The organism is Bradyrhizobium sp. USDA 4506 (genome assembly GCF_054058795.1).
The window spans coordinates 5,200,673-5,226,016 of the sequence record NZ_JBSSBM010000002.1 but is presented as its reverse complement, the minus strand read 5'-3'; the positions used below and the strand labels follow the sequence as shown (position 1 = coordinate 5,226,016).

Genomic DNA, 25,344 nt, shown 5'->3' with positions numbered 1-25,344 from the left:
CTCCCTGTTGACCGATCTAGGCCGGAATAAACGTGATCCGGCCGGCTTCGCCACGCTTCCGATGTGGCTTTACCGTTATTTCAACGTCCTGGTCGAACGCCGTAAGCATGCGCAGCAGCTTTTCCACTGAAACCAGCTTGAAATGCCCACGGAGCAACTTGGACAAGTCAGGCTGCTTCATATCCACCAGCTTGGCGGCTTCGATCTGGGTCATTTCCCGGTCCGCCACGAGCCGCTTTAATTGGACAACCAGGGCGGCCTTCAGTTGATGTTCCTCGGCATTTGGCAGGCCGAGATCAGCAAAAATGTTGCCAGAGCCCATGTCATGGGCGGGCAGCTTTTTCTTAGCGCTCATTATCGGTCTCCCTTTGTTGCCTTGTGGATAGCCTCGGCATCGCGCAAACGCTGCCTGATCAGGTCTATATGCCGTTGCGGTGTGGCGATTCCGCTGGTGGACTTCTTCTGAAACGCATGAAGGACGTACAGGACCCCTTCCAGACGCGTTGCGTAGACGGTCCTGTAGGTATCGCCAGCGAAGTTGTCGCGAATCTCTAAAACCCCGCTGAAGCCTTTCAAGGGCTTCGCGTTGCGCGGATGTTCGCCGAGTTGCGCTTCAAAAAGGGACTGGCCGATCTCGCTTCGGACGGCTGCAGGAAACGCCCGCAGGTCTTTCTTGCTCGAACCCACGAAAACTGTGGGCTTGATCGCGCGCAGAAGGTCATCCACAGGCATATAGTAATATACCTATAAAAACGTGTCAACGACTTTGGTTGCAGAAGGGGGTGCCTTGACAAGCTAAGCCGTGCGACCTCCTTTGATGCAATCAATGATTTCGAAGCCCGCTTTATACAATTGATTGTTTGGATCACGTATGGCTGACGACAAGACCTTATTCGAATGGTGCGCCGCACGCCCCAAGTGGCAACAGGAGGCTGTGCGGCTTCTCGCCTCAAAAACGAAACTTGATGAGAGCGAGCTTGGGCAATTGGAGGCGGCCATAAGGGCCGACGCAGGCCTTCCCGGCGGAAAATTAACGACCTGGCCTGCTCTGACCAAAACCCACCTCAAGGCCGGCAACAAATTCGCCCCAGTTACGGTGCTGGGATCGATCGGCCCGTTGCGCAACATCGATCGTCTCGCAGCGAAGCAGCCCCCGCTCAAATTCGCTATCGATGGGGTGACGCTGATTTACGGGCCGAATGGATCGGGCAAGAGCGGGTATTGCCGCATTGCCAAAAAAATCTGCCATTGCCTCCATGACGTTACCTTGCGGGGTAACGTGTTCGAGCCGGAATCGTCCGAACCGCGCGAGATCACGCTGTCATTTCGTGTCGATGGCGACAAGACAAAGAGTGTTGTCTGGAATGACAAAACCGACCCGCCGCCAGAGCTGGGGCGCATTTCGGTCTTCGACAGCGACGTCGCCGGCTTATATGTCGATGCCGAGCGAAACATCGAGTTTCTGCCCTTCGAGCTTGCGTTGCTGACCAACCTGGCCGACACCCTGCGCATCCTCGATGGCCGGTTCAAGACCGAGGAAGCGCAGCTGATCAAGGCGCACAAGACGCCCCTGCCGCTTGGCTATGAGAAGAAGACCAGAGTATCGACGATGCTCGCCAATCTCAAAGCAGACGAGCATCTGCCAGCTGAAGCCGCGATGCGGTCACTGGCGGCATTGACCGAGAAGGACGACGCCGAGCTGCAAGCAATTAAGCTGGAGCTGAGCCAGGATCCCGCGCGGCTGTCCAAGGTGAAGCAGGCGACCAAGGCCACGGTCGAAACACTCGTCGCGGAGGCAAACGCGATATTCGATACCATCGGCAATGCCGGCGTAACGAAGTTGAAGGAAGCGCAAGCGAAGGCCGCGACAACGCGGGACGCTGCGAAGGCAGCTGCCACGGCGCTTTCGGAGGGTTCCGCGGTGCCTCAGCTGGGCAATGAAGCGTGGCGTCAGCTGTTGAGATACGCTCGTGACTTTGCTGCTGAAGCCTATCCTGCCCTTGCTAAACCTCAACTGGTTACGGCCGACACCTGTGTGCTTTGCCATCAACCACTGAACGATGATGCACGTCTTCGGCTGGCAGCCTTTGACGAGTACGTAGAGGGCAAGGCCAGCGCCGACGCTGAGCAGGCAAAGAAGAGCTTCGCGGACATCGCCCGCGCGGTGCTCGAGGTCAAGTTCATTGACGGAACGGAGATCAAGAACCGGCTGATCAATTTCGTCGAAGGGTCGGCTCGCCGCCAAGGGCAGGCAGATCGATTGGAGCAGTTCTATACCGCTGCCCAGGAGCGTCATGACCTGCTTGCAAAGGCCATCAAGGCTATCGACTATTCGGGACTGGAGGGGCTCGCTGATCTTGATCGTTCGGTTGTCGATGAGCTGGTCGCGGAAAGCGCGATGCTCGCCAAGGAAATTGACGATCTGAAGCCGGCTGCCGGCGATGCCGCCAAACGCGCCGAGCGTCAGCAAAAGCATGATGACCTTGAGGCGAGGAAGAAGCTATCGACCGATATCGAGACGTTTGTGGCGCGGCGCAACTCGCTGGAGGTTCTGGTTAAGACCAAGGCTTGCGTTGCAGCTTGCGCGATTGGCGCCATCACGACTTACATTACCAAGTTGAGAAGGAAGGTTCTGACGGATTCCCTTCAATCGAGCCTGCAGGATGAAATCGTTGCTCTCGATCTTCAGCATTTGCCGCTCAAGCTTGCTGACCGTGGCGAGGTCGGTAAGAGCAAGGTTCAAATCGGCCTCGAAGCGCAGCAGAAGATCGGAAAGAACAGCGACATCCTGAGCGAGGGCGAAAGAAGAGCGCTTGCCCTGGCTGGATTCCTGGCAGAATTGAAGGAGGTTGGGGCAAAGCACGGCATCGTGGTCGACGATCCGGTTTCGTCGCTTGACCATGCACGTATCGAGGCAGTGGCGAAGCGCTTGGTGAAAGAGGCAACTGCGGGGCGGCAGGTCATCATTTTCACGCACAATCTATTCTTTCACTATGCCGTGGAGGAGCTCGCGCAAGAATTGAAGGTGCCTCTTAGGAAAGAATGGATTGCCAAGCACGGCGATGGGCGCTTCGGCATCATTGATGACAATCAACGCCCCTGGATTTCGATGGGTGTTACGAAACGCTTGGCGGTGATCACCGAGCTTTTGCAGAAGAAAAAGACGACCTACTCAGAAACGGATGAAACCCAGCGGTCGTTCGTCATCGACATCTATACGAAGATGCGTGAAACCTGGGAGCATTCGATCGAGGAAATTCTTTTTGCGGGCGTCGTTGGCCGATTCAGGCCGGGCGTTTCAACCATGAAGTTAAGGGCGGCGCGGATCGAGAAGGCCGACTACGAAGCCATTTACGCGGGAATGACCCGCTGCTCGAAATTCTCTGGGCATGATCAGTCCATCGAGGTGCCGGCCGATCTACCGAAGCGGGATACGATCAAGGCGGACCTCGATACTCTTTCCGCTTTCATTAGCGCGGCGGACAAACGACGGAAGGCGCTTGAAGAGGAAGGCAAAGTATTTGAGAAGGGGCCTGTGGCCGCCGCTGTGCTTGATTAGCGAGGTGCTGATCCCACGAAATGATCGGTGTTGTGGCTATTTTTTGCAGCGAGTTTGACGAGCCATTCTAGGAGCTCATTTCCGTTCATCAGCTCCAGTCGAGTTCGCAAAAATGGCTTGATAAACGGGTCGGGCTTGATTTCTAGCCTCAGTTCTTACAAGCAAACTCTAGGTCATCCAGATCGCGAAAATCGTCTTTTGGATTGTCCTTGGAGTTCACGAATTTCATGTTCACGCGAGGGGGAACGGCAAATTCGACGTCGAGAAAGGCCGTGCCCAATTTCATTGTGGTCTGAATCCGCTTAGCGGTTACTGCGCTGGAGATCAGAGCGGAAACTAGGACGCCGCTGCTCGGGGCCTTCGCAGCGATGGCGGTTACTTTTTGCGTGTCGGCATTGCCGCTAGACTTCAGTCGTAGTCGCGCCTTCGGTGGGAGACCCCAAGTGACTTTGAAGGTGGTGACCTCATAGCCCATTTGTTCTAAGAGAGGCAGAGCGTCCCCGACTTGCTGAGTGAACGAATTGAACTCCGCCATTAGCTTGCCTGATGGATCGGACAAGTCAGGAAGCGATAGGTCCGGCATTGACGGCAGAGAGACGGTTGGCATTGAGGGAATCATGTCTCGGGCCGACTTGGTAATACTGTCTAGCCTGCTGGGAGCGCTATCCTGCGCCCAGACCGGCGTAACGACGAAATTCATCAAAGCAAAGATTGTGAAAACAACTCGCATCAGAAATACCCCTAGACTCTTGATTGATAGGATATCAACCTGAGAATGCGCGCAATAGGTCGTGCGCCTAAAGTCTAGATTGCTAACACTACTTTGGCAGATTGTGTTTTCGCCGCTGTTTTTCAGGGATTTCCTTTCGGCAATATGGGCACTGCTGAGGCGGCGGCCGAAGGATGAGATCGACGATGGCGTGACGTACGGCTGGCATGGTTGGCTGAGGCGGAGGCCCGTTGATTCTTTTTTTTCCGCCCCGCGTATGCGAGGCGACGATGTTGCAGGAAGGCGTAGGCAATCATTGTCATCAAGGCGTGGCGATGAAGACCTTGCCATGACCGCCCTTCGAAGTGATCAAGTCCAAGCTCCTCCTTCAGCTGTTGATGCGCCTGCTCACAAATCCACCGTGCCTTGATGGTGGCGGCCAGCGTGCGCAGATCCGTCGCCGCCGGAAGATTGGCGAGATAGTATTTCTTCTCCCCGGAGGCACGTTGCTCACCAATGAGCCAGGCTTCGTCGCCTGGGAGATGCTGCTGACCTTTATCCCATATTCGCTGCGGAGGGCCGTCGGCGGTGCGGACACGGAGAGCAGCAAATCGAGCTTTGAGCCGACCTTTCGTCCCGCTACGCCAACTCAGGGTTTTCCATTTGGCGCTGGCCAGCATTTGTTCGGCCGCAATCGATAAGATATCGGGCACGTGGTGCTTTCGTGGTTTGCCACGGACTTTGGTGATCGGCCAAATGAGCTTCACATCGACCGGATACACTTTCTGGTGCCGAGGGATACCGACAGCCCAGGTCAGCCCGCGCTCTGTTAGCCCTTGTCGAAACGGTGCGCTGAGGCCGTATCCTGCATCCGCCAGCACACATCCAAAGCGCATGTTGGCTGCCATCGCGCGGTCAATCTCGGCCAAAGCGATCTCCGGCTTGGACCGTGGCGTTCGGTGTTCGACTGGCACGCGAGCGCGCTTCAAACGAGACATGTCGCTTGTCGAGCTGTCAGGCAGAAAGAGACGTAACGCGACCATCACTGGCACTTCGCCGCGTGCAAGCGTTAAAGACACCAGCGTTTGGCAATTTGCGGTTTTACCGAGAGCCGACGCGTATTGAGCCGCAACACCGACCGATCGCTCACCCTTCTTGGGAAGTGAGGTGTCATCGATAACCAGCATCGCATCCCTGCCGCCGACAAGTCGGTCCGCCTGGTTGAGCAGCTCCGTCTCCAGCGGCGTCGCATCCCAGACACCGTCCGCAATGAAATGGTGCAACTGGTCGTAGTTGCTCGTGGCAAGGCGTTCCGCCATCGGCTGAACGCTCTTGCGATCGCCCGGACCGATCAATCCCGCAACATACAGAGGACACATCCGCTGCCGGGTCTTATGACCCAGCCGGTCCAAGAACGGCATTAGCCAGCGTTCGAGTTCGTCTTCCCATCTCGGCATGGTCAGCCCTCCAAGAGCCGACCACCCATGAATCATTGAAAAATTGATTCGGGAATCCTATAAAACGCGGCAAAATCAACAATCTGCCAAGTAGTGCTAAGACGCATTGTCTTTAAAGCAGGCGTACTTGGAAGCAACCATGCTTGATGGGATCACAGGAGGCATTAGGAAGTGGCTGATAGCCCGCTTCGCGTCGGCCATAAGACATTCAACGCGATCAGAGGACCGCGCGATCGCCATTCGATGGCTAAGCGATTCGCGTGCTGTCATCGCGAGCGATTTGAGTCCAACAGACAAATTCAAAAAGCTGAATTCGCTTGTCAAGTCGCGGACAGCAATTACCGCGATTGCAAAAAGCGTTTCGGAAGCGGTTTCGAACTATCGCAGCTCAGACCTTCCGCTGTCGATGAAGATTGCGCTGCCCGCGACGTTAGCTGCGGTCCCGTTGGTTGGAGGGCATGCAGCCGGTATTGCAGCGTTCGGCGGCGCGTTTGGTGTGCCTGTTCTGTTGCTCGTGTTCCTTGGCACAGCGGGCATCACTTCAATCATCGAAACGATCGTGACCAACCCCGAGGCGCGCCCACACATTGCTGAGATAATCGATGCCATAGCGCAGGACGAACGCCTGCGCCGGGCTAGTGCAGACATGAGGGCTGCAATGAAAGAGCAGCCGATGGATCCCACACGCTTTGCGGTGCCGCCCGAGGAATTAGCGCTTCGGGCCTACCTGCTAAACATGGACCCGTTTCAATTCGAGCGGCACGCGATGAGCTTTTTCGACGCCGCAGGCTTCGAGTCCTGGGCGACACGGAAATCGAATGATTACGGTGTCGACGGCTTTGCCATCCACCCGGAGGGCTTGATCGTTGTGCAGTGTAAGCGCAATGCACCGGAGAATAGGGTGGGGCGCCTGACCATCCAGCAATTCAAGGGCGTGATTGAAGAGCACGGCGCTTTTCGCGGATACGTCGTCTCCACTTCCGGGTTTACCGACGAGGCGATAGAATCGGCCGGGCTTTCCGAGAAAGTCGCGTTGGTGGATATGGATGTGCTCGTGGGGTGGCATGCGAGCGCACCAACGTTTTAGGACGGAGGGGGCAAATCGTACACTGGCTGTTGCTGATTGTCGCGTTCGTGCTGTTGGTTGCGATAACGAAGAGCTTTCGGCAGCAAACCGGGGTTGATTTGCCAAGCCGGGGCGCTCTGAGGGGCATCCGTCGCCGAGCGCGAAAGGCGGGCAAGGACGAGTGGCAGGCAGTTTCCGATAACATCGCCCGTAAGCTGAAGAGGCAGCGGAAACCGCCTTCAGGCCCTTTTGGCTGATCCCAACCCTCGGGCTACGCGGTAAGTCTCTGAAAACACTGGCTCAACGGCGTGGGGGACCGTCCGTAGCGCTCCCCTGCTAGCAAACGCGCGATTTTGCGCGCTGATCTACGCTTTTGTACGATTGCGCGAGATGGTAGCTCCGAGTGCAGGCTCCCGGGAGGAAGGCCATTACGGAAGGCCGCGCGGACACGACCTTCGACGATTGTACTTCCCTACTGTCACACGCTATTTCTGGACGAAAGAAGCGGCGGGGATAGACGGAGATATGGGGCGGCGGAAGGGCGGGTCTACGGCAGGAATGGGCTTGCTGCTCGTGCTGGGCGCGATTTACGCGGTCCTCAGCGCGGCTTATCGGTTCGTCGTTGAAAATCTGACCGCGGTCGTGGCCGTCTGCACGGTCTCCGGTCTCGTGCTGCTGCTCGGCTACCTTTCCTCAAAAGCCAAAAAGCGAGACGAGATCGCGCCGAGCCGGTCGCGCGTGCAGCCCGCTCCGCCGCCGCTGGTCGGGCCACGGACAGCGGCCCCGGAGCGGATCGCGCCGGCCTATCGCAGGGGGCGGGCTGCGGCGCCGGCGAGGTGGGTGCCGCCGGGGGAGTCGGTCACGGTCCAGGGCGTCACCGTCGCGGCCGGTCGCTTCTATCTCGGTGAGGCTCTCTTCTCGGAAGGCCAGGAGATCGATGGTTATGTCATCAATCCCAAGCTTTCCGCGCAAACGTCGCGGCCGGACGTTGCCGGGGATTCGATGCCGTACTGGCCGTCCTACGCGGACGTGACGCCAGCGGCCCGTCGTGCGTTCCTTGACTGGATGTCGACCGGTCGGCGAGACGATTCCTACGGTATTGGGCACGTCTTCGTGTTCTTCTACGGGCTGGAGCACAGGCTCTTCGTCGATCGGGATGTCGCGAGTGCGCCGGATTGCATTTCCGAAGTCGAGAGGCTCCTCGCGAGGCGCGTCAACAGCGAGTCCTTCCAGGGTTACGGGAGGCGGTTCGTTGACATGGCAAGGTGCGCGGCCGGCATGCCGCTTGCTGTTCCGCAGCCGTCGGCGGAGCGGTCGCACTCTCCTGAAATAGACATTCCGGTGCGCATTCATCTTGGGCGGCGTCTTGCGCAGTCGTCGACGATCCTGTCCGAGGACGCACTGCTCTGGGTTCTCGCCTTGCCGGACGTGTATCTGCGTACCGCTGCCGTCCGCTGCTTCGACGAATTCGTGGCCCTTTGGCATCTGCGCTTCCGGAGCGCGTTCCCGGAAGGATTGGACGTATCCACATCCGGCAATATCGATCTCAGGTACGAAGCCGCCAGCGGAGCCTTCAGGGTGGCCGTGGACGGCCCCCATCAGGCCTATCCTGACGTCGCGAAGGCGACGACATCTCCCGAACCGCTGAGGCACCTCGTGCAGGAATGTACCGACGAACTCGATGGGTTCAGCCGACTTCTGGGTCGCCAGCCCGAGGCGCGCAACTCGGTGCAGGCCTCGCTTCTGTTGCCGCAGGACCTGTTGTCGGAAATCGGGTTCGACGCGTTGCGTGCGTTCGAGGGACGCCTGTCGGAGGTCATGGGCGGCCAGAGCCGGGCGAGCACGAAGATGGGCACCGTGCTGCGGGCGGCGGACTTCGACCTTCCGGAGAATGGCAAGGTATCGTCCGGGCTCGCGGACCAGCTTGGGCAGGTGCTCGATCGGCTCGATATCGCGATCGAGCCGGATCGGCGCTTCGGCGGCGCGGTCCCGCAGCCAGAGGATCAGATATTCCTGTTCAAGGCACCCGGCGGCGGGCCGGTCGACCCGGAGCGTCAGGCCTATCGGGCGATGAAGGCCCAGGTCGAGGTCGCCGTGCTCGCGGCAGCGGCGGATGGCGATTCCTCGAACGAGGAGATGTCGCGGGTTATCGCTGGGATCAGGGACGGGAAGGATCTCAGCGCGGTCGAGCGCGCACGTCTGATCTCATTCGCCGTCACGATCTTCAACAATCCGCCCAAGCTATCGAGAGTCATGAAGCGCCTGGCGGAGCGCAGCGATGCCGAACGGGAAGCCATCGCCGACGCGGCTGTCGCAGTCGTCGGCGGCGACCAGAACGTGCGGCCCGACGAGGTCAGGTTCCTCGAGAAGCTCCACAAGGCACTGGGCCTTCCGAAGGAGCGGGTCTACTCAGAGCTGCACAAAACTGTGCCGCGAGTCGACGAACCGGTATCCTTGTCCGTAGAGAGACGCGAAGCAGGAGTGCCGATCCCCAAAGAGCGACCGGTCGTCGCGCCGATTTCCGTCGACGCACCAAGTCCCGTCGTCGCGCCACCGGAGGTCGTCGCGGAGGCACCCGTAGCCGGCATCCAGATCGATGCCGCGCGCCTGGCGCGGACGCAGCGGGAGACCGACGCGGTCGCGGAGCTGCTGGCGAACATCTTCGAGGAAGACACGACGCCGGCTCCGGTCGAGACACCGGTAGTGTCCGCTGCAAACGAGGCCTCCTTCGAAGGGCTGGACGGACCGCATACTGAACTCGTCGAGCTTCTCGAGCGGAAGGGATCCATTGCGCGGGCCGAGTTCGATCAGCGGGCGCGCGCGATGAAGCTTCTGACGGACGGCGCAATCGAACGCATCAACGACTGGTCGTTCGATCGCTTCGAGGAACCGCTGCTCGAAGACGGGGACGAAATCGTCATGGTCCCGCATCTGCGGGAGCGACTGGCTGAACTGAGAGAGACGACGGCATGAGCAAAGCGCCGAAGACGATAAAGCCGAAGGAACGGGACACTATCATCCAGGCGCTGAGCGCCGGCGTGGTCCCGCGCGTCGGACTTCCGCATATCCAGGTCGGCAGAGCCGCGGAGATCGGAGCGTTGGTTCGCGACGTCGACCGCATCGCGGACGGCGGGGCCGCCGTCAGATTCGTGATCGGCGACTACGGCGCCGGCAAGACGTTCTTCGCGAACCTCATCAGGCTGATCGCACTGGAGCGGAAGTGCGTGACCATGCACGCGGACCTGGGGCCCGATCGCCGCATTCACGCCAGCGGCGGTCAAGCGAGGGCGCTCTATTCCGAAGCTGTCCGCAACATGGCGACACGCACGAAGCCGGAGGGCGGGGCGCTGGCGGCGGTTGTGGAGCGGCTCGTCACCGACGCAGTCAAGGAGGCCGGAGAACGGAAGGTCCCGGTGGAGAAGGTGATCGACGAGAAGCTGGCTCCGATCCAGGAGTTCGTCGGAGGCTACGATTTCGCGACGGTGTTGAAGGCCTACTGGCGCGGGAGCGAAGCTTCGAACGAGGAGCTCAAGCTCGCGGCCCTGCGTTGGCTGCGCGGAGAATTCTCGACCAAGACCGAGGCGAACAAATCCCTCGGCGTCAGGACCATCATCGACGACGACAGCGTGTACGATTCGCTGAAGTCCCTTGCGTGCTTGACGAAGGTCGCGGGCTACGCCGGCCTTTTGGTGATGTTCGACGAGATGGTGAACATCTACAAGCTCCAGAACGCCCAGGCGCGCAAGTCCAACTTCGAACAGATCCTCCGCATCTTGAACGACGCGCTGCAGGGTAACACTGCCAACATAGGCTTCCTCATGTGCGGCACGCCGCAGTTCCTGCTGGACACCAGGCGCGGTTTGTTCAGCTACGAAGCGCTACAGTCGCGGCTGGCAGAGAACCAGTTCGCCACCAAGGGTCTCGTTGACCTTTCGGGCCCGGTCATAAACCTCCAAAGTCTGACGCCGGAAGATCTCTTGGTCCTGCTGACCAACATCCGAACGGTGTTCGCTGCCGGAGATCCGTCCAAATATCTGGTCCCTGACGAGGTGTTGACCGCCTTCATGGCTCACTGCGATCGCCGCATCGGAGAGGCGTATTTCCGTACGCCGCGGACGACCGTGAAGGCCTTCGTGCAGATGCTTTCCGTGCTTGAGCAGAACCCGGGCACGAAGTGGCAGGATCTTCTGGGGCAGGTCGACGTACCCGCGGATCTGCAAGGCCAGCAGGAGGCGGTGCCCGAGGGCGGCGCGCAGCCCGGAGACGACGATGAACTCACCAGCTTCCGGCTCGGGACTTGAAGCCGCCTACCATCTGCTGCATCCCAAGATCCGCCGCTGGATCCGCGACCAGGGCTGGGACGAGCTGCGCGAGATCCAGGCGCGCACGATCCTCGCGGTTCTCGAGGACGACCGCGACATCCTGATCTCCGCGACGACCGCGGCCGGCAAGACCGAAGCGGCGTTCCTCCCGATCCTGACGTCGATCGCCGAGCGCAGCGCTTCGGGCTTCTCGGTCCTGTACATCAGCCCGCTCAAGGCGCTGATCAACGACCAGTTTCGGCGGCTCGAGGGATTGTGCGAGAGCATGGAAATCCCGGTGGTCAAATGGCACGGGGACGCGCCGCAGGCCGAGAAGAAGAAGGCAATGAACAAGCCTGACGGGATCGCTCTCATCACACCGGAATCGATTGAGGCGATGTTCGTCCGCCGTCCGGCCGACGCCAGGCGGCTATTGTCGGCCGCAGAGTTCATTGTCATCGACGAGCTTCATTCGTTCCTGCAGGGGCCGCGGGGATTGCACGTGGCCAGCCTGCTACGGCGGATTGACGCGATGGCAGCGCGTCCGGCCCGGCGCGTCGGCCTTTCCGCGACGATCGGCAACCTCGGCCAGGCCCGCGCGTGGCTGCGGCCGAGAGATCCGACGAACGTCGAGGAGCTCGTGGCGAAGTCGGACGCTCCGGAACTGCGCCTTCAGGTCAGGGGCTACGTCGAGCCACCGGATCTCGACGATCCGGATCACGCGGAAGGCGGTGGATCTGGTCCGGAGCAGAACGTGCCGCGGCGGATCGCGCTCGACTCAATCTCCGATCATCTGTTCGAGACGCTGCGGGGCGAGAACAACCTCGTGTTCGGCGGATCGCGGCGGACGGTGGAGTCGACCGCCGACCGCCTGCGGAGACGATCGGAGAAGGCCGAGGTACCCAACGAGTTCTACCCGCATCACGGGAGTCTTTCGAAGGTGCTCCGCGAAGAGCTCGAAGATCGCCTGAAGGAGGGGAGACTGCCGACGACGGCGGTCTGCACCTCGACGCTCGAGCTCGGAGTGGACATCGGCTCGGTCAAATCGGTCGGCCAGATCGGCGCGCCGCGCTCGCTGGCGTCGTTGAAGCAGAGGCTCGGGCGCACTGGCAGACGACGTGGAACGCCGTCGATCCTGCGCATCTACCTGCGCGAGCCGAACATCGACAACAAGTCGGGCTTCCTCGATCGCCTGCGTCTCAACACGATCAGGTCCGTCGCTGTCGTCAGGTTGCTACTCGAAGGATTCGTGGAGGAGGCGCGCGCTGCGCCCGAGATCGCCTCGACGCTCATCCACCAAATGCTGAGCGTGATCATGGAACGCGGCGGCATCGGGCCGAAGCCGCTCTACGACCTGTTGTGCGGCCCGGGGCCCTTCGCCTCGATCTCCGCGGCCGATTTCGCTTTGCTGCTTCGGCATCTCGGCAGCCAGGCCGTCCGCTTCATCGAGCAGGCGGGCGACGGAACGCTGATGCTTGGGCAGGAAGGCGAGAAGGTCGGCCAGTCCAGGAGCTTCTTCGCAGTGTTCGAATCGAACGAAGAGTGGCGGTTGATGACGGGCGGACGCACGCTCGGAACGCTGCCGATCATGCATCCCGTCCACAAGGAAGGACTCGTCGTCTTCGCGGGCCAGCGCTGGATCGTGCAAAACCTTGACGAACAGACGATGACGCTGGTGGTCGCTCCGCATCCGGGCGGCGTCGTGCCGCGTTTCGAGCCCGCGGCCGGCGAACCGGCTCACGACCGGCTGATCGCGGAGATGCGCAAGGTCTATCTCGCCGACGACGTCCCACCCTATCTCGACGCCAGAGCCCGGGATCTCCTGGCGGAAGGTCGCGACATGTTCCGCGAGCTCGATCTGGAAAGCCGATCGCTGGTCGAGGAAGAGCGCGACACGCACATCTTTCTCTGGCGGGGATCCCAGGCGACCGCCGTCTTCAGCGCGGCGCTCGCGATGGCCGGGCTTCAATCGGGTGTGCATGAACTCGGCGTCACGGTCTCCAAGATCAAGGAGAGCGAACTCCGACCGATCCTTTCCAAGCTTGCCGAAATGCGAAACATCGATCCCCACGACGTCTCGGAGTTCGTGGCGAACATCAAGGTCGGAAAATTCAGAGAACAGGTCCCGGAAAATCTGGCACGATCGCTTTGGGCCAGACAGAACGGCGACAAGGTCACCGGAATCTCCGTCATGGCCGAAAGTCTGTAGCTGCGTGCTGCCTTCGAAGGTTCGACGGCGGAGGAATGACGAGATGCATAAGACGGGCGACAAGCTCAACCTGAGCGCCGGCGATCTCGTCGGTCACCTGAACTGCCGGTACTTGACCGAGCTCGACCTCGCGGTCGCGCACGGACGGCTGGCCAAGCCCCGGGTCCGGGACCCGGTGCTGGAGACGCTCGCCGAGCGCGGCGCGCTTCACGAACGGGGTTACATCGAGCATCTCGAGAAAAGCGGGCTGAAGGCGACCACGATCGACGGCGTGGGCATCGACGCGGGCGTCGTCGCAGCAACCACCGAAGCGATGGTCCGAGGCGATCCCGTCATCGTGCAGGCGGCCCTTCAAGGAGGTAACTGGAGCGGACGTGCCGACGTCCTGTTTCGCGTCGAACGGCCAAGCAGTCTGGGCGCCTGGTCATACGAAGTGACCGACACGAAGCTCGCCCGCGAGACGAAGGGCAACACCGTTCTGCAGATCTCGCTCTATTCCGATCTCCTCGGCGAAATGCAGAGGCTCGCGCCGGAGGCGGCGTTCGTTGTCACCCCCGGGACGGACTTCGCGCCGGAGCGATTCCGAATCTCCGACTACGGCGCCTATTATCGTCACGTGAGAGGAAGTCTCGAGCGAGCCGTCTCCGACCCCGAGACCGCAAACGCCTATCCGGAGCCGATCGAGCATTGCGATATCTGTCGGTGGCGGCGCCACTGTAACGAGAAGAGAAGGGCGGACGATCACATGTCGCTCGTCGCCGGCATCAGCAAGTCCCAGATCGGAGAGCTCGAGAGGCACGGCGTCGGCACCACCGCCGCGCTGGCCGCGATGCCAATACCGATGGAGTGGAGGCCGGATCGAGGTGCTGCCGAGAGCTTCGAGAAAGTACGCGAGCAGGCGCGTATCCAGGTCGCGGGGAGGGACGCGGGGAAGACGCTGTACGAGACCCTTCCTCCGGTCGCGGGGGTCGGATTGTCGCGCCTCCCGGCGCCTTCGCCGGGCGACATCTTCTTCGACTTCGAAAGCGACCCGTTCGTGGACGATGGAGGTCTGGAGTTCCTGTTCGGCTACGCCTTCGCCGACGAAGACTGCGCGGACAGGTACGTGGGCGATTGGGCCTCCAATCGGCAGGAGGAGAGGGAGGCGTTCGAGCGCTTCGTCGATTTCGTGATCGAGCGCCTGAAGAAGCATCCGGATCTTCACATTTATCACTTCGCGCCCTACGAACCGGCCGCACTGAAACGCCTGATGGGACGTTACGCGACGCGCGAGAACGAGGTCGACGACCTGCTGCGCGCGGAGATCTTCGTCGATCTGTTCTCGGTCGTGCGTCACGCCGTCCGCGCCAGTGTCGAGAGCTATTCCATCAAGAAGCTCGAGCCGCTCTATGATTTCACGAGGTCCGTCCCGCTGGACGAAGTCGGCGCGACCATGGCGCGGACCCAGGCGCCCCTTGAGATGGCCGATGCCGCCGGAGTTCCGGAAGAGGATAGGGCGCCGCCATAAAGGGCTACAACAAGGACGACTGCGCATCCACCAAGTCGCTTCGGGACTGGTTGGAGATGGTGCGAGCGGAACTCATCGCCCGCGGTGCACAGATCGAGCGTCCGGCCCCGTCGGAGGCGGAGATCGGCGCCGAGCTCGACGATCGGCAGAAGAAGATCGCAGCGCTCGTCGTCCGCCTCACGGAGGGCGTGCCCGACGACGTCGCGGAGCGGAGCGCCGAGCAGCAGGGACAATGGCTGCTGGCGCACATGTTGGACTGGCACGGGCGCGAGAAGAAATCGGTCTGGTGGGAGTACTTCCGACTCCGCGATCTGTCGGCGGAAGACCTCCTTCACGAGTGTGACGGTCTGGCGGACCTCGAATACGTTGAACCGTGCGGCGGGACCGCGAAGACACCGGTGCATCGGTATCGGTTCGCGCTCCAGGACACCGACATACGGGCCGGCGACGAGCTCAGAAGCATCGGCGGCGAAAAGTTCGGGCACGTCGTGGCTATCTCCCTGGACGACCGTACTATCGACATCAAGAAGCGCGGCGATACAGCCAAGCTGCATCCCGAGGCGGTCTTTGCCCATAGCTATGTCGACACTCAGGTGCTCGCGGACTCGCTGATGCGGATCGGCGAGTACGTCGCGGACCACGGACTGCAAGGCGACGGCGACCATAGGGCAGCGCGGGACCTTCTGATGGCGCTCGTTCCGCGCCTCAACAAGGGGCAACTGCAGGTCGACGGCGAACCCGTGGTCGCGGCCGCAACGCGCATCGCCGTCGATCTCGACGAAAGCGTCTTTCCCGTGCAGGGCGCGGCCCGCGCCGGTAAGACATTCGCCGGTGCCCGCATGATCTTGGCGCTCGCGCGCGAGGGACGGACCATCGGGATTACGGCGAATTCGCACAAAGTAATCCGTCACCTTCTCGACGAGGTCCAAGAGGCCCATAACGCAAGCGATCCCCTCGATCCAGACGCCCGGAAAATTCTGGACGTGGCGGGGAGCGAAGGGCAGATCGCTGATCTCATCAAGCGTCTCGCCGATCCCGGTACGCCGGTCGCCGAGCAACTCAGCGCCCTCAACACCCTTGGCATCGTCAGTAACTTTTCCAAGGTACTGCCAACCCAAGCGGCCGACCTGATCAACGCGTTACGTGGGTTGATACACTCCCCCGATGCGGAGGTGCGGCGTCAGGCGCTGTCCAGTCTTTCCCTCAGAGGGGACGCGGTTGCCCAAGACTACCTGCGCACGGAGCTGCAATCGGACAAGCCGGAGGCGGAGAAGTCCATCCCTACCTATCAGGCCATCGCCATGTTGGGCGTGGACGGGAAGGCCCTCGACAAATCGCTACTCCTGAACATTGCCCGAAATCCGCCTGACGAAGCGAGCCTGGTTCAAGCCGTCCGGCACCTGCCGGCCGACAAGGATACCGCAAGCGTATTGATGGGTATCCTCCGGGACGAGTCGAAGCCAATGGCTGCGCGTGCGCTCATTCCCGACATCGTCAACAACGTCGATCCAGGCGGCTTCGCCGCGCAGGCGAAGCAGATGCTCGAGGAACACGGCGCTGCAAGCAAAATTGCGCCTTACCTCGCACTCGGCCTCGCCGGCATTCGGCCGGGTCACAACGAGCCATTGGTCGATGACACCAAGGCGGTCGTACGTTCGCTGGCGGCGGACGGCTCGGACGCGTTCCAGCAGGCCGTCAGTCAACTGAGCAACACGATCTTGCCGGACAAGTAAGGACAATGCCTTGATGCGTGCTGATCCGGTCATCCAGGCTGAGGCGCCCCGGCTTGACGGTTCGCTGCCGGAGCAAACGTTCGCCGCGCTGGTCGACCAGCTACGGTCACGCGGTCGCGAGTCCGCGCCGGATCTGGTGTCTTTGTTGGCGGTCAGCCATGCGGTTTTTAACGGCCGGTCCGCCAGCTCCGCGGCGCGGATGCGCGCCTACGCGATGGCAGCATTCCATGACACCGGTCTGCCCGATCAAGCGCTACCCTACATCGTGGAAGTCCTGGAGACCTCCTTTCATCCGAACCTGGTGGCCGCCGCAGCCCGGGCGGTTCGGGGCATGGCGGCTCCCGATGCGCGACTGGCCGATTACCTGATCCGTTCCATCTACAACATCTGGCAGAACGACCAGCCGGTGACCTTCGAGACATACGACGTGAAGTGGCCGCTCACCAGTTTCTCCACGGCACTGCTGGAGGTGTTGGACACCCTCGCTTGGTTGGGTCCTCAGGCCCGTCACGTGATTCCCGAGCTCGATACCCTGTCGTCCACCTTCAGCAAGCGGTTCAGTCCGCGGGTTCGCGCCGCGATCGTGCGCTGCATCGAAACGTTGCGGCCATCTGCTGCGGAGTCTCCCAAAGCGTGTTGCTGTGGTTCAGCGCCGCTTATCGATTCCCGCGCTGTGACAAGCGGCAAGGATCTGGATATTGCTTCCATTGAACTCGAGGACCAGGACGGTCGCAGGTTCGAGTGGCACCAGTTCTTCAAGGGCAAGCCGAGCGTTTTGGCGTTCTTTTATACGACCTGCATGAACCCGCGAAAGTGCGCTCTGACCATTTATAACCTGGTGAGCATTCACCAGCGCGTGTCAGATGCCGGCCTCGATGATCAGGTTAGGATTGCGGCGATCACATACGACCCGCAGCGGGATACGCCCGCCGTGCTGCGCCAGTACGGCGAGTCCAAAGGCGTGCGCTTTGGCGCGGACTGCAAGATGATGCGCGTGTCGAACCAGTTCGACGGCGTCATTGAGGCTTTCGAGCTGGGAGTCAATTATATCGGTAACCAAGTCAATGACCACCGCGTTGAACTCTACTTGCTCGATTGCGACGGCAAAATTACTCACACGTTCTTGCGACTCCAGGCTGATCCCGAACAGGTGATTACCGAGTTGGCTCGACTTGCGAGAGTTTCGCTGCTCAAACGGGCCTGTAGCGACGAGTGACGCCTCACATGCTAAGACACGACGGTGTCAAGCGGAGCCGGCGGCAGTTTCTGGCGATGATCATTTGCTGCCGGGGGCCACCGATATTGGCAGCGTTGTTGCGCGCGATCGGGGGGGCGCTGAGCTTATTAGCGATCGAGGGTTGCTACGCGATTTACAATTCAGCGGTAAGTCGTTGATGTGGCTCTGACGCCGGATAGGTGCGTCCCGACTTGCGCAAGGGGTAGGAACAACTTCACGGGCTTAGCCACGAACGACATGCCAAAGCTCTACATCGTCAGCATTGACGGGAAGCCGGTATACGTCGGTCAGACAAAGCGGAGCGTTGGTGAGCGTTTCCGCTATGGCATGAAGGCTGTCGGCGCCAACGGGTATCACGGCTACGCGTGGCGCCATGGAAACGATAAGGCGACCCTGAGCGTCTGGTGCCACATGGACGCCGTGGACAGGAGCGAGCTGGACATCGAGACGGTCGAAGCTGAGGTCGTCTTCCTCATCCGGTCAGCGGGGCAATGGCCCGCGTTTCAAACCGAGATCCACTTTCACCCTTCGACTGACGTTTCACCGTCAGGTCGCGGCGGACATTATGCGGCACTTCCAGCTTTAGAGGCTGGCGCGTTATCGTTCGCGGCCTCCCCGGTTGCTGGTGGGGGACTTGGCTCAAGACACTCGACCACATCAAGGCCGAGATCGCCCGCATGCGCGTGCAGATCAAGCGGCAACAAAGGGACATTCTCGACCTCCAGCGGGCCGGCATCAGTACCGCGTCAGCCGTTGCCCTGCTGGAACGCATGCAAAACAAGGTGGACGAGCTGATCGGCGAGCGAAACCGCCTGTTCGGCGAGGCGCTGATGCAGCGTCCCACTTACGCAAACGGTAAGGCCATCCACGGCACCCCTTCATCCAGGCGGAAGTAATGGACAACCTGCAGCGGTTTCCCGCGCCGTGGCGGATGGAAGAGGGCAAAGAGCGCGACCAGTGCTTCCGGGTCTACGACGGCAACGGGTTCTGGATTTGCTCGGTCGTCCATCGCGACGATTTGCATTCGCGCGATTACCAGTACGCCGACGCCCATCTCACTCGGGATGAGGCGCGGCGGATCGCTCTGGCGATATCGCGGCTGCCAGAGCTGTTGAGACTTCCGCAGTATTGACGGTCAGTCCTTGCCGCCCAGGTCGACGGTGATGCTGATCGCCGACATGAGGGGAGCTGACCGCTCGTAGAGCAATCGCCGCAGGTTCTCATCGCTTTGGTCAGTGAAAAGCTTGCCTTGCCTGCAGCGCAGAACTTCGTCCGCGATAAAGTTCTCCAGGCGCCATCCCAACTGAGACTGCGGGTCGTTATCGTCAAACTGGGATGAGGCCTTCAGGTCGGCGACCGAAGGCGCAGTTCCTGCGGGAAGTCCAGCCAAGACAGCGTGGACGGCCGGGGCCGGTTGAACTCTGTTGCCGATAATATTTTGCGCAGGAGCGAGCGCAGTCGAGTTGTGCGGGTAAGTCGCGAAAACGGGCAACTCCGGCGGATTGTAGAAGCCATAATAAACCGGGATTCCGCTGTCGGCCGTGTCGTTGTCGATTCGCTCGGGCTGAGGCTCTTCCTCTGGCTCTGAGCTTGGGCCATGGCGCAGCGCGTTGTAGCGGCAGTTCTCATCGAACGTGAAGGATCGTGGACGGGAGAGCGGGAAGGAAGGGTCGGTGCGGTCGGCAATTCGGCCGACCCCAATCACATAGTCAGACAACGATAAGCCCACGACCGGGATTTCTCGGGAATAGAGCCGCTTGGTCTGCAGCAGCGCGACCTTGCGAGAATCCAAATACCCGCTTCGCCGCAAAATGATGAAAATGGCGATGTCGGCAATTTCCCATCGTCGCCACATGCGCCGACCGCCAAGCCAGTGGCTTTCAATCTGCACCGCCGCATTCTCGGCCGCGAAGAATGTTGGCGGAGACGCGGAGAGGGAATTCACAAGGCTGAAGTCAAGTTGCTCTTCGTGCAGATTCGGATGGAAGAACGTGGAATTCGATGTCGTGTCGTTTGCCTTGGCAAACTCGGCTCGGATGAATTCGATAACGACAGGAGGAATGTCAGCAAAACCGCTCATAAGTGTCTAAATCCAAGTGACGTAATGTCGATTGACTACAACGGCAGGTCGAATCATTATCGCACCCATGGATGGCCGACCACAAGAACCCCAACCACCACCCCCGCAACGATGACAGCCTGCCTCGCATGCTGCTGGACCTGTTGCGGAAGCTGACACAGGGCATGAGCGAAGAGGGACGCGTTGCCGTCTGCGCGCTGGTGTCGCTACCCGCCGCCCAATATTTCCATGTCGATGCGCAGTTCAGCTTCTGGCTGACGTTCCTCGCGCTCGGTGGTTATCTGAGCCTGCGGCTGATCCGCATGGTGCAGTGATGGGAGACAAGCGCAGCCCCCGTGAGTATCGACGGGGGCTGTCTTGGGAAACGAAGCGGCCATTATGAAGGGCGCTCCAGGGAGCGCCTTTTATTTGCTCTTCGGCTTCCGGAACGGGTTGTTCTTCTTCCGCTGCCGGTGCGCCCGCTTCTGTTTGGATGGACTGTCCGCCTTGCTGGGATAGTTTGTCGCCTGCGTGTTCGAGTATTGCATCTTGTCTTTGCGGTAAATGTCGTAATGTTCCTGTGCCTTGAGCGCATCAGCCACCACCTCATCCGTCCACTCATCGACGGATATGGCCATCAGGTCTTCCGAGCCACCTATGTTCCCCATCTCTGTCCAGCGAGCGTCCAGAGCAATGCCGACGGCGACGTCGATGTCGCGGTTGATGTACAGGAGAACGATACAGTAAGCTTGGAGCATTGCGGCCCGCGCCTGCCGGTACTGCTCGTACCCGCCTGGCAGGCCGCCAGCTTTCTCCAAGTCATGCGGGTAGGCGAGCACGAGGAAGATATATGCCTGCCTCCGCGTCGCGCTCCCCTCAGTTGGCAGGACCGTGCGGGCGTGCCTGTACTCCTTGTGCTGCTGTGCGCGCTGCAGCAGCTCGTACAGGCTGTGACCCAGGATGCGCCGGAAGAACCGAGTTTCCAGCGCCATGTAGCGCAGACCACGTTCCGCGAGGGCGACGTCGGGAGCCGTGTCGAGGATTTCAACGCTGGTGCCGGCGATGATGTTGTCGGTGAAGAGCTTGATGAGCTTGTCCCAGATGTATGAGACTTCATCGGCCATCGTCTTCGTGAAGTATTCGTCGGAGATGAGGTATGCCCGCCACTCGCCGTCTAAGGTCATCCTCGCATGGTCTTCAAGCCCTTTAGGCCTGGGCAGCTCAAACGTCGGGATGCCTTTGTTCCGCATCGTCGAGTTGAGATATACGGCAAGCAGCTCTTCCTCGCCCTGAGCGAAGCCGAGCTTATCCGAACGGATGTAACGGGCACGCTCATTGAGGTACTGCGTGAAGTCCGTAATCGTATCCAGGTGCTCGATCAGCCGTTGGATGGAGAGGTCATCGAAGACGTGGATGAACATCCCGTCTGGGTTCACGTCTCCGATGCAAAACGGGAAGAAGTGGGGCGACTTGAAGTCGACGGCATCTCGGCCCTTGTACTGCGGCACAATGGGGAATGACCCGCTCTCGTCACCGTAGTGCTTCTTGATGGCGGCCTGAGCACCCGTGGCCACGACAACGCCATGCATGCGCCGGGTCGCCACTGGCGGCAGTTCAATGGGGAGCTTCTGCGTGCAGGCCGGGTCGGTGAAGATCTTATCAGGGAAGCGATCGATCCAGTTTGCCGCGCCGTTGATTTGCTTCACGGCCTCCTCAACGGCATTCCGGTAGAAGCGGGGCCATGCCACGTCCAAAGGCCGGTCGTCCTGCCATTTAATGGCCTTGTCGCTGAAGATGATGATGTCATCGCCGCAGACGACGAGCATATCGCACATCTCTTTGCCATCGCCCTTGCCGCCTTTCTTCTTCTCGTAGAACAAATTCGGGTATGACCAGAGATCGAGGAAGGCGTGGTCGCCAAGGTCGGCCAGCAGGCGTTCGCTGGCAGTGAAGCCGCGACCGCGAAATATCTTCTTGGCCTGTTCGGAATCGGGCTCAGACATAGTGGCTTGCCAAGGGAATCGCTGTTGTGTGCATAATCAGGGGTGAGCAATAAGAAGTCTTCTCGTGCAGGCCGTCCCCCGATTCCGGAGCAGGATGTTGCGGCGCTTCAAGAGCTCTACCTGAGCTTGCTGCGGTTGGGCAAGACAGCGGTTGAAATCAACGCCGTTGAAGGGATGGTTTGCTGGGACACCCGGTGGCGCTGGCTCGCTGACAAGGAATTTTCGGCACGTCGCCATGAGGCGCAGCGGCAGGGCGTCGAATTGCAGTTGACTGCACACGAGACGAGGCTGGCGGAAGTCTATGGCATGGGATTGGAGGACGCGGCGAATAAGCCGCTAGTAAATGTCTTGAAGGAGATGGGTGCCCACACGCGCTAGAAGGCCTCCAAGCTCAACCGTGAAACTTACGGCGAAAAGACCGAGACCACTCTCAAGGGCGACAAGGACAATCCGCTCGTCACCAAGCAGGACTTCAGCGAAGTGCCTGATGCCCTGGTATCCGCCGTTGCAAAAGCCATCAAGGAAAGCTCCGGAACGTAGACTTCGATGCCCGCTCGATTGCGGCAAACGCCGATGACTGGCTTGCTGAAGAACGGCGCCGGCTTCTTCAGTATGTACCTCACGCAAAGCAGGCGCAGTTTCACGCTCTCGGCGCCACCAACCGGGAGCGGCTGTTTCTGGCGGGCAACCGGGTGGGCAAGACGTTCTGCGGGGCCGCCGAGACGTCGATGCATCTCACCGGGCGTTATCCGAGCTGGTGGGTCGGCAAGCGCTTTAATGAGCCGATCAATGCTTGGGCAGCCTCGGTAACCGGCGAAGCAACGCGCGACATTCTGCAGAATGAATACCTGGGCAATCCGAAAAAGGGGACGATAGGCCTTATCCACGCCTCGCCCGTCGGCCGCCCGACGCTTCGCAGCGGGATAGCCGACGCGGTGGATATGGACCACACTTCGAGATTAATCAGGACGGCGTGATCCAATTCGCCCCGCCAGCGGCACTCGATCGCCAGGGGAACAACGTTGATCGATTGCGGAGGATGCATCCAACCCTACGTGAGTTATCGCAGGGACTTGTCGAAACGTCGGGGTTGGGAAATGCGCCTCACAGCTATTTGCACGAGCGCGCCAAGACATACAACGATTTGGTCAAGCGGGCATTGGAGGAGATCGACTTCTCTCTGCTTTACGTTGAAGGGGTGAGGCTGTCGAATGCCGAGAGGGCCGTCGCAAGTGACAAAGAGCTGCCTCCGCTGGATGCGCCGGTTCGCGAGACGGTGGACAGCCTGCTTCAACTTCATGGATCGTTCATTCTCGCTTCCCGAGATGGCCTGGAGGCATACGAAGCAGAGCAGCGTTATCGACGTAACCAGCAGCAGGAAGCCGACTATCGATCAGCGGCGGTCGATTTTGCCAGCGGCTTGCAAAATAAGCCCGAAGTGGTGGACCCTTCGGTTGCATCTGCCGCGTTGAATGCTGCGCAAAAGATCGGTCGGGGAGCAAATCCCGAACGGAGCGGCACGGTCGCGACCGGGCTCCTTGGCAATCTAACCGTAACTCTCACCGTGGGAGCCGGCATCGGGACCTTGTCTCTGGCTGCGTCGACGGGGTCGCCCGCTCTGATCGGGTTGGCCGCCGCAGCCACCCTAGTCGCAGCCGAAGGGTTAAAAAAAATCAAAGCCGTTCACCGCGCTCGCCGGGCTTGTTACGCAGGGCATTGATAGCGTCTCTCCAGTCGATCTGAAGCCGGCGTTGGTGAAGTTAGGCGAACGGTTCAGACCTCAATTGGACTTGTTTCGGTCAGCTGAAAATCCCTTGTCAAAGCTCGCAGCTGGCCGCACCGAGTTCAGCTGGCTTAGCAATGCGATGAGCTGGATCGAGGAGCAACTGAAACCTGGTCCAACGACGAAGCGCACTCCCTCATCGGAAATCCAATCAACTAAACCGCCGTCGCCGTCCGCAGTCGGAAATATCTATCTTGCTAAGGTCACCAGGATTGAAGCGGCCTTGGATGGTGCGTATGTCGAGTTCGGCCCCGAACGACCTGGCTTTCTGCCATTCAGCGATGTTCATCCGGACTACTATCAACTCCCCACGGAGCAGAGGAGGGAGCTCGCAGCTCATCTAAGTCACGACATGCTTTACGAGTTGGAGGCGCAGTTCGGAGATGCCATTGATGATGAAAATGAGCGAAGCGCCCATCGCAGATTCGCGCGTGTTCGCAAGGGTCTCAGCATTCAGGATGTGATTAAGCGTCGTCAGGTGATGCTGGTGCAAGTGGTGAAGAATGATACTGAAAAAAAAGGTGCGATCCTGAGCACTTTCCTTTCGATCGAGGGTAAATTCCTTGTGTTGGCGCCCAACACTGCGATTGGGCTAAGGGTGAGCACAGCAATCCAGTCACCAGAAGATCGTCTGCGATTGGAGCAACTGAACGTCGACGTTCCGACAGGAATGGGCGTTTTTGTAAGGAGTGCTGCGCGCGACGTTGTCGAGCCGGAGATCGTAGATGAGCACCAGGGGCATCAATAGACAAGCGGTACGACCGAACTTCCTCAACTCATCGTTCAAGAACGGCCCGTATTGCGGCGAGCGAACCAAATAGAGCACGCCGAGACCATCATTCATTCTGCAGCACATCATCAGCCGATGATGCATGCGTTGGGAAAGAAAGAGCTTCCTCTCAAAAGCGCGGCGCCCGACTGATGCTGCGTCGACCTCGATTAGGAAGATTGTGCGAATGTGCTTCCTTATCGATCATTTCCGTCGTCGGATCGGATCTCCAGTGACCATCATGGATATAGCGATCGACGAAGGTTCCGGATTTGCCTGACCCGTCTTGCTGAACGCGCCGGGCTTTTGAAGATCGCGTTCGCTGAGCAGATAGACCCCACAATGCTCTGCGTTGGAGGCTTCGGCGATGAACTGAAAAAGGCCGGTATGAAAATCGGGTGAGCCCTGCCGGTTGATCAGCTGCGTCAACGAGGCGGGGTTCAGATGAGACTGTTCAAGATGGATCGGCGTAAGGCCTTCCATGCTCGCAGTGGGATGATGGCTGATCTCTCAAGCGTTCGACGAAGTATGTACGTGAATTAGTTGTTCGAGGGCACGTTCCAGTACATAATCGAGTTGGCAAGCCCGCGCTCGATCAGATTTCTCGCGCCCTCTGATCTACTCATGCCACGGAGCGCTGACCAGCGTTCGATCCGCAAAACGAGGTCTTCAGAGGCTCGAAACGAGAGCATCGGGTCTTTGCCGGTAGGCGGCCGGCCCACTTTTGCCGGTCGCTTCCGATTGCTCCATTTTCGTCTCGCGGGTTTTTTCCGAGTCGCCATAGAGCAATTAGGTAATACCAGGACCCGCTACTAGTCAATTCGATTTTGTATTTTGGTATTACCCAGGGTTTGAATTTTGTAGTCGGGGATTTGAATTTTATAGTTTAGGTAATACCCATTCTATAAAAATTTGCAGATTCCGGCGTTTCTCGGGTGCGACATTTCTGCCG

General features: G+C 59.9%; 22 protein-coding genes. 15 read left to right on the top strand and 7 right to left on the bottom strand.

Annotation, left to right across the window (positions count from 1 at the left end):
• Window positions 1-16 precede the first annotated feature (16 nt).
• Together ACVIHF_RS26885 and ACVIHF_RS26880 are read right to left on the bottom strand one after the other, a co-directional pair.
• A complete protein-coding gene (locus ACVIHF_RS26885; protein ID WP_411784114.1) occupies window positions 17-355 on the bottom strand; it encodes a helix-turn-helix domain-containing protein in 339 nt (112 codons plus the stop codon).
• On the bottom strand, window positions 355-732 hold the full coding sequence (locus ACVIHF_RS26880; RefSeq protein ID WP_456792831.1) for a type II toxin-antitoxin system RelE/ParE family toxin: 378 nt from the start codon (window positions 730-732) through the stop codon (window positions 355-357). The genes ACVIHF_RS26885 and ACVIHF_RS26880 overlap by 1 nt, the downstream gene beginning before the upstream one ends.
• 139 nt (window positions 733-871) lie before the next feature.
• Here ACVIHF_RS26880 and ACVIHF_RS26875 point away from each other — a divergent pair, with 139 nt between their 5' ends.
• Window positions 872-3,559: an AAA family ATPase gene (locus tag ACVIHF_RS26875; RefSeq protein ID WP_456792830.1), complete on the top strand. Its 2,688-nt coding sequence runs from the start codon at window positions 872-874 to the stop codon at window positions 3,557-3,559.
• 148 nt (window positions 3,560-3,707) lie between these two features.
• Here ACVIHF_RS26875 and ACVIHF_RS26870 read toward each other — a convergent pair whose 3' ends face one another.
• Together ACVIHF_RS26870 and ACVIHF_RS26865 are read right to left on the bottom strand one after the other, a co-directional pair.
• On the bottom strand, window positions 3,708-4,289 hold the full coding sequence (locus ACVIHF_RS26870; RefSeq protein ID WP_456792829.1) for a hypothetical protein: 582 nt from the start codon (window positions 4,287-4,289) through the stop codon (window positions 3,708-3,710).
• 122 nt (window positions 4,290-4,411) lie between these two features.
• On the bottom strand, window positions 4,412-5,761 hold the full coding sequence (locus ACVIHF_RS26865; RefSeq protein WP_456792828.1) for an IS701 family transposase: 1,350 nt from the start codon (window positions 5,759-5,761) through the stop codon (window positions 4,412-4,414).
• A gap of 103 nt (window positions 5,762-5,864) precedes the next feature.
• Between ACVIHF_RS26865 and ACVIHF_RS26860 the strand changes: the two genes are divergently transcribed.
• From ACVIHF_RS26860 to ACVIHF_RS26820, 9 genes are all read left to right on the top strand, one after another.
• On the top strand, window positions 5,865-6,812 hold the full coding sequence (locus ACVIHF_RS26860; RefSeq protein ID WP_456792827.1) for a restriction endonuclease: 948 nt from the start codon (window positions 5,865-5,867) through the stop codon (window positions 6,810-6,812).
• A 537-nt stretch (window positions 6,813-7,349) separates the two neighbouring features.
• Window positions 7,350-9,764, top strand: a complete 2,415-nt coding sequence (locus ACVIHF_RS26855) for a tellurite resistance TerB family protein (protein ID WP_456792826.1) — start codon at window positions 7,350-7,352, stop codon at window positions 9,762-9,764.
• Window positions 9,761-11,092, top strand: a complete 1,332-nt coding sequence (locus tag ACVIHF_RS26850) for an ATP-binding protein (protein ID WP_456792825.1) — start codon at window positions 9,761-9,763, stop codon at window positions 11,090-11,092. The genes ACVIHF_RS26855 and ACVIHF_RS26850 overlap by 4 nt, the downstream gene beginning before the upstream one ends.
• Window positions 11,061-13,301 (top strand): DEAD/DEAH box helicase, encoded by a 2,241-nt coding sequence (locus ACVIHF_RS26845; RefSeq protein WP_456792824.1) that lies wholly within the window; start codon window positions 11,061-11,063, stop codon window positions 13,299-13,301. Before ACVIHF_RS26850 ends, ACVIHF_RS26845 begins: the two co-directional genes overlap by 32 nt.
• Window positions 13,302-13,413: 112 nt before the next feature.
• On the top strand, window positions 13,414-14,808 hold the full coding sequence (locus tag ACVIHF_RS26840) for a TM0106 family RecB-like putative nuclease (protein WP_456792823.1): 1,395 nt from the start codon (window positions 13,414-13,416) through the stop codon (window positions 14,806-14,808).
• 56 nt (window positions 14,809-14,864) lie between these two features.
• On the top strand, window positions 14,865-16,541 hold the full coding sequence (locus ACVIHF_RS26835; protein WP_456792822.1) for a hypothetical protein: 1,677 nt from the start codon (window positions 14,865-14,867) through the stop codon (window positions 16,539-16,541).
• 13 nt (window positions 16,542-16,554) lie between these two features.
• Complete coding sequence (locus ACVIHF_RS26830; protein ID WP_456792821.1) at window positions 16,555-17,757, top strand: SCO family protein; 1,203 nt, start codon at window positions 16,555-16,557, stop codon at window positions 17,755-17,757.
• A gap of 698 nt (window positions 17,758-18,455) precedes the next feature.
• Window positions 18,456-18,674 (top strand): hypothetical protein, encoded by a 219-nt coding sequence (locus ACVIHF_RS26825; protein WP_456792820.1) that lies wholly within the window; start codon window positions 18,456-18,458, stop codon window positions 18,672-18,674.
• The gene (locus ACVIHF_RS26820) at window positions 18,674-18,910 is read left to right on the top strand and encodes a hypothetical protein (protein WP_456792819.1); all 237 of its coding nucleotides are present in this window, start codon (window positions 18,674-18,676) and stop codon (window positions 18,908-18,910) included. Before ACVIHF_RS26825 ends, ACVIHF_RS26820 begins: the two co-directional genes overlap by 1 nt.
• A gap of 3 nt (window positions 18,911-18,913) precedes the next feature.
• On the opposite strand, the gene ACVIHF_RS26815 is transcribed toward ACVIHF_RS26820, so the two are convergent.
• Complete coding sequence (locus ACVIHF_RS26815; RefSeq protein WP_456792818.1) at window positions 18,914-19,858, bottom strand: hypothetical protein; 945 nt, start codon at window positions 19,856-19,858, stop codon at window positions 18,914-18,916.
• 71 nt (window positions 19,859-19,929) lie between these two features.
• On the opposite strand from ACVIHF_RS26815, the gene ACVIHF_RS26810 reads away from it, so the two are divergent.
• Window positions 19,930-20,172 (top strand): hypothetical protein, encoded by a 243-nt coding sequence (locus tag ACVIHF_RS26810; RefSeq protein ID WP_456792817.1) that lies wholly within the window; start codon window positions 19,930-19,932, stop codon window positions 20,170-20,172.
• Between the two features lie 90 nt (window positions 20,173-20,262).
• On the opposite strand, the gene ACVIHF_RS26805 is transcribed toward ACVIHF_RS26810, so the two are convergent.
• The gene (locus tag ACVIHF_RS26805; protein ID WP_456792816.1) at window positions 20,263-21,840 is read right to left on the bottom strand and encodes a hypothetical protein; all 1,578 of its coding nucleotides are present in this window, start codon (window positions 21,838-21,840) and stop codon (window positions 20,263-20,265) included.
• 42 nt (window positions 21,841-21,882) lie between these two features.
• On the opposite strand from ACVIHF_RS26805, the gene ACVIHF_RS26800 reads away from it, so the two are divergent.
• The 4 genes from ACVIHF_RS26800 to ACVIHF_RS26785 all read left to right on the top strand — a co-directional run bounded on the left by ACVIHF_RS26800 (window position 21,883) and on the right by ACVIHF_RS26785 (window position 24,371).
• A complete protein-coding gene (locus ACVIHF_RS26800) occupies window positions 21,883-22,218 on the top strand; it encodes a hypothetical protein (RefSeq protein WP_456792815.1) in 336 nt (111 codons plus the stop codon).
• A 119-nt stretch (window positions 22,219-22,337) separates the two neighbouring features.
• Window positions 22,338-22,817 carry a terminase large subunit domain-containing protein gene (locus tag ACVIHF_RS26795; protein WP_456794126.1) on the top strand — a complete coding sequence of 160 codons (480 nt, stop codon included), beginning with the start codon at window positions 22,338-22,340 and terminating at the stop codon, window positions 22,815-22,817.
• Entirely contained in the window at window positions 22,814-23,560 is a 747-nt protein-coding gene (locus ACVIHF_RS26790; RefSeq protein ID WP_456792814.1) for a hypothetical protein, read from the top strand. Before ACVIHF_RS26795 ends, ACVIHF_RS26790 begins: the two co-directional genes overlap by 4 nt.
• Window positions 23,561-23,654: 94 nt before the next feature.
• Window positions 23,655-24,371, top strand: coding sequence for a ribonuclease E/G (locus ACVIHF_RS26785; RefSeq protein WP_456792813.1), 717 nt, complete (start codon window positions 23,655-23,657; stop codon window positions 24,369-24,371).
• Between the two features lie 225 nt (window positions 24,372-24,596).
• Here the strand turns inward: ACVIHF_RS26785 and ACVIHF_RS26780 are convergent, their stop codons facing one another.
• Window positions 24,597-24,875 carry a hypothetical protein gene (locus tag ACVIHF_RS26780; protein WP_456792812.1) on the bottom strand — a complete coding sequence of 93 codons (279 nt, stop codon included), beginning with the start codon at window positions 24,873-24,875 and terminating at the stop codon, window positions 24,597-24,599.
• Window positions 24,876-25,344 lie beyond the last annotated feature (469 nt).